Origin of the sequence: Mycobacterium sp. (genome assembly GCF_049281135.1) — a bacterium.
GTDB lineage: Bacteria > Actinomycetota > Actinomycetes > Mycobacteriales > Mycobacteriaceae > Mycobacterium.
The window spans coordinates 1-3,033 of sequence record NZ_JBAPRN010000765.1; the positions used below are offsets into that span (position 1 = coordinate 1).

Annotated in this window: 2 protein-coding genes and 1 pseudogene; 1 reads left to right on the forward strand and 2 read right to left on the reverse strand. The window is 64.8% G+C overall.

Features of this window, described 5'->3' with window-relative positions; translation table 11 throughout:
• Nucleotides 1-122: 122 nt before the first annotated feature.
• Together WAN02_RS30280 and WAN02_RS30285 are read right to left on the reverse strand one after the other, a co-directional pair.
• The gene (locus tag WAN02_RS30280; protein ID WP_422269072.1) at nucleotides 123-1,391 is read right to left on the reverse strand and encodes a glycosyltransferase; all 1,269 of its coding nucleotides are present in this window, start codon (nucleotides 1,389-1,391) and stop codon (nucleotides 123-125) included.
• 7 nt (nucleotides 1,392-1,398) lie between these two features.
• Nucleotides 1,399-2,379 carry a sulfotransferase family protein gene (locus WAN02_RS30285; RefSeq protein ID WP_422269071.1) on the reverse strand — a complete coding sequence of 327 codons (981 nt, stop codon included), beginning with the start codon at nucleotides 2,377-2,379 and terminating at the stop codon, nucleotides 1,399-1,401.
• Nucleotides 2,380-2,482: 103 nt separating this feature from the next.
• On the opposite strand from WAN02_RS30285, the pseudogene WAN02_RS30290 reads away from it, so the two are divergent.
• Nucleotides 2,483-3,033: pseudogene (locus tag WAN02_RS30290) on the forward strand (hypothetical protein); the annotation flags it as partial.

The following is a 3,033-nucleotide window of genomic DNA, read 5'->3' on the forward strand; positions in this document are numbered from 1 at the left end:
CCTGCAATGCCTGTATCGTCCCGTCGAACGTCTTGGCTACGCCATCTAGCTCGATCACGAATAGAGATACTACGGTTAGTTAGACGGGTGTTGAACAGGAATCCGGCCGCCCGCCATCCCGATCAGCCAACTCGCCGCAAACGGGCGAAATCTTCCACACGATCAGCGGCGGCCGCAACGCTTTCGGCGGGTTTAGTCATCCGGGCGGCGACCTCGCGGGCTTGGGTGGCATATTCGGAGGCCAGGATGGTGCGGAGGTCTGCGACGAGCGATTTCTCGGTAGCGGCCGAAAAGCGCCGGGCGGTGCCCACTTTCAGCCGTTTGACCGCGGCTCCCCATACCACCTGTACGTCGGCCATCCAGAGGATCAACGTGGGGACTCCGGCGCGCAGGCCCGCGGCCGTGGTGCCTGCGCCACCGTGGTGCACGACCGCGCGGCAGGCGGGAAAGACCGTCGCGTAATTCATCGTGCCGACCACCTTGACGTGGTCGAATTTCGGGACGTTGCTGTAGTCGGTTGCGGCGGCACACACCAACGCCCGCTCGCCTAACTGCGCGCAAGCTGCGGCGATCATGCCGATCATGGCGGCCGGAGATTCGACCGGGATGCTGCCGAACCCGAAGCAAATCGGTGGTGTTCCCGCGGCAATCCAGGACGCGACCTCGTCATCGGCGTCCGTCGGCGACTCCATCGTCAGCGTGCCGACGAAGGGGCGTTGGCCGTCCCACTTGGCCCATTCGGCCGCCAGCCCGGGAAAGCACACCTCGTCGTAAGCCTGGACTTCTAGCGATCTGCGTTCTGCTATCCGTTGCGGCGCGGGCGCGGTGGCCTTGGGTAGGCCCAATTCACGGCGCTGTGCATCCTCGACTTTTTTAACGCCACGCCAAACCAGCCGCTCGTAGATCGTCATCGCGAAGCGGAGCAACGGCGCCGGCAGCGTCGGGATGACGCGGCCGTTGACCCGGATCGGGAACCAGAGCAGCGTGGCCAAGGGAACGTGGCGATACTCGGCGACGTTGGCGGCGAGTTCTTGGTAGCTCATGCCGGTCAGCAGTAGGTCGGCCTCGTCCGCCAGCGCGGTCAGCATGGTGCTCATCTCCGCCCAGCGCCGGGTGCCGGGTTCGCGAGCCTCGCGCAAAAACTGCCTCACATCCTGGATCCGCCAGAAGTTGCGGAAGAGGTACGCCCAGAAGTTGCGCGTTGCTTCCAGCCATTCCTGGATGTCCGGTCCGTAGGGGACTGCGGCCAGCCCAGCAGCTTCGGCGAAGCCGACCAGGTCGGGCGGGACGGCGATGCGCACATCGTGCCCTCGCCGCAGCAGTTCACGGCCGACAGCGACGCCGGGCTCGACATCGCCGCGGGTTCCGTAGAACGCCAGCACGAATTTCATCGCGAACTCAGGCCCAAGTTCCACGGCGGCGGTGAACGATTGCGAGGCCTTCGAGTGCCAGCTTCACCAGGGACGGCAGCATGAACCGGTCAGCCCTGAGATAGCGATTGGCATCTTCGAACGCCGTCCGGAAACCATGTTCGCTCACCCGATAGGCGTTGAAAACGCGATCCAGCGCAGATTCGTCCCAGGGCTCGTCCCGTGCGGCCGCGCTCAGCGTTTCGTAGACGACAGCCATCCAGTCCGTCCCGAAGGGTTCTGGCACCGCGCCGCCGTGTCGGTGGTGCCGAAGATCCGGTGTGAGGAACTCATCGACTGCGCCCTCATCCTGGTTGCTGAGATCGATGGCGAGCGCCGCAGAAATTCGCTTTACTTCCCGGCGCCAGTCCTCCATGAGGTTGGCGTAATCGACGAACACGCGAGGCACGCCGCGGGTGTCTCTCTCCGCCAGCAGGGTGTATTTCAGCCATCCGGCGCCGGTGAGTTCCGGCGAGGATGGAAAGTACGGCTGACGGTCAGCGCGTTTTGCCAGCGACCCAATGACCTCCTGCGGGTGGCGCACGGCGATCACGGCCGCGATGTCGAATCCGGCCAGACGCGCCGCCTCGAACCAGATGCCAGACACCGCCGTTAGCTTCACTTCCTTGATGACGACGAGCGGCGCCGTCGGCAATCTGGTCAGAAACGCCTTGACCTTCTCGATGTCGGCGGCGTTCTCTGTGGCGTCGAACGCACCGTCCTTGTGCGTCCGCAGTGTCACGTCGTACCCGGAGCTGCCCTGGCGGCGCAGGATCGCTTGGTTGATATGGATGGCCGCGCGCGGCTCCCAATAGCCGCGCGCATTCTCCGCGGTGGCGCCCAGCAGCCCTGCCGGGAGCGCGGCACCGCACAGCGAGAGAACTCGGGTAAGCGCCGATGTCCCGGACCGGCCAAAGCCCAGCACGAAGAGAGCGACGGGCTTCGCGGCAAAGCGTCGGCTGGTCGTCATGGCGTCGGCTACTCTACATGCGATGAATTGGTCCGACCCCAATAAGGGCCACGCTGTTTTGCGCGGTGTCGCCCTATCGACCCCCGCCGTCGGAGGCTGATCAGTGCCAGTCCGGATACGACCTGCTACTGCATCCGCTAAACGCCGCGTATCCAATGGTGATGCAGGGCCGGACGATCGGCTGGCGTTGGTGGACCAAGCCTTCTTTGCGGGGCATCGCGCCGCCGGCCAGAACGAAGTGATGCAGGTCGTTTGGCTCTATGAGCGCACGATCGACTTCGATGGGGTGAGGCGTGTTTACCGCAATCTCGGTTACGGGTTGTTGGGACGGCGCATCGAGCGATCACCGCTGCCGTTCGCCCGGTATCGCTGGGTGTTGGACCGGGGGCCGGCGGACATCGAGTTCGCTGAATCCGCCCGTCCGCGTGCTGAGCTCAGCGACTGGGCTGATGAACGCGCGCAACTGCCCATTGATCCGGAATGGGGCCCGGGTTGGCATCTCGGCGTTCTTCCGCTTACCGACGGCTCGACCGCGGTCAGCCTGGTGGCTTCCCACTATCTGCTCGATGGCCTCGGGCTTATCGTCGCGCTTGCGGAGGCGATGATGGGCAACACGCGCGATCTTGGCTACCGACCGCCGCATTCACGCACACG

What these genes read in the sequence shown, in the direction of transcription:
- WAN02_RS30280 (WP_422269072.1), bottom strand. Translation starts at nt 1,391, where the DNA reads ATGAAATTCGTGCTGGCGTTCTACGGAACCCGCGGCGATGTCGAGCCC.
- WAN02_RS30285 (WP_422269071.1), bottom strand. Translation starts at nt 2,379, where the DNA reads ATGACGACCAGCCGACGCTTTGCCGCGAAGCCCGTCGCTCTCTTCGTG.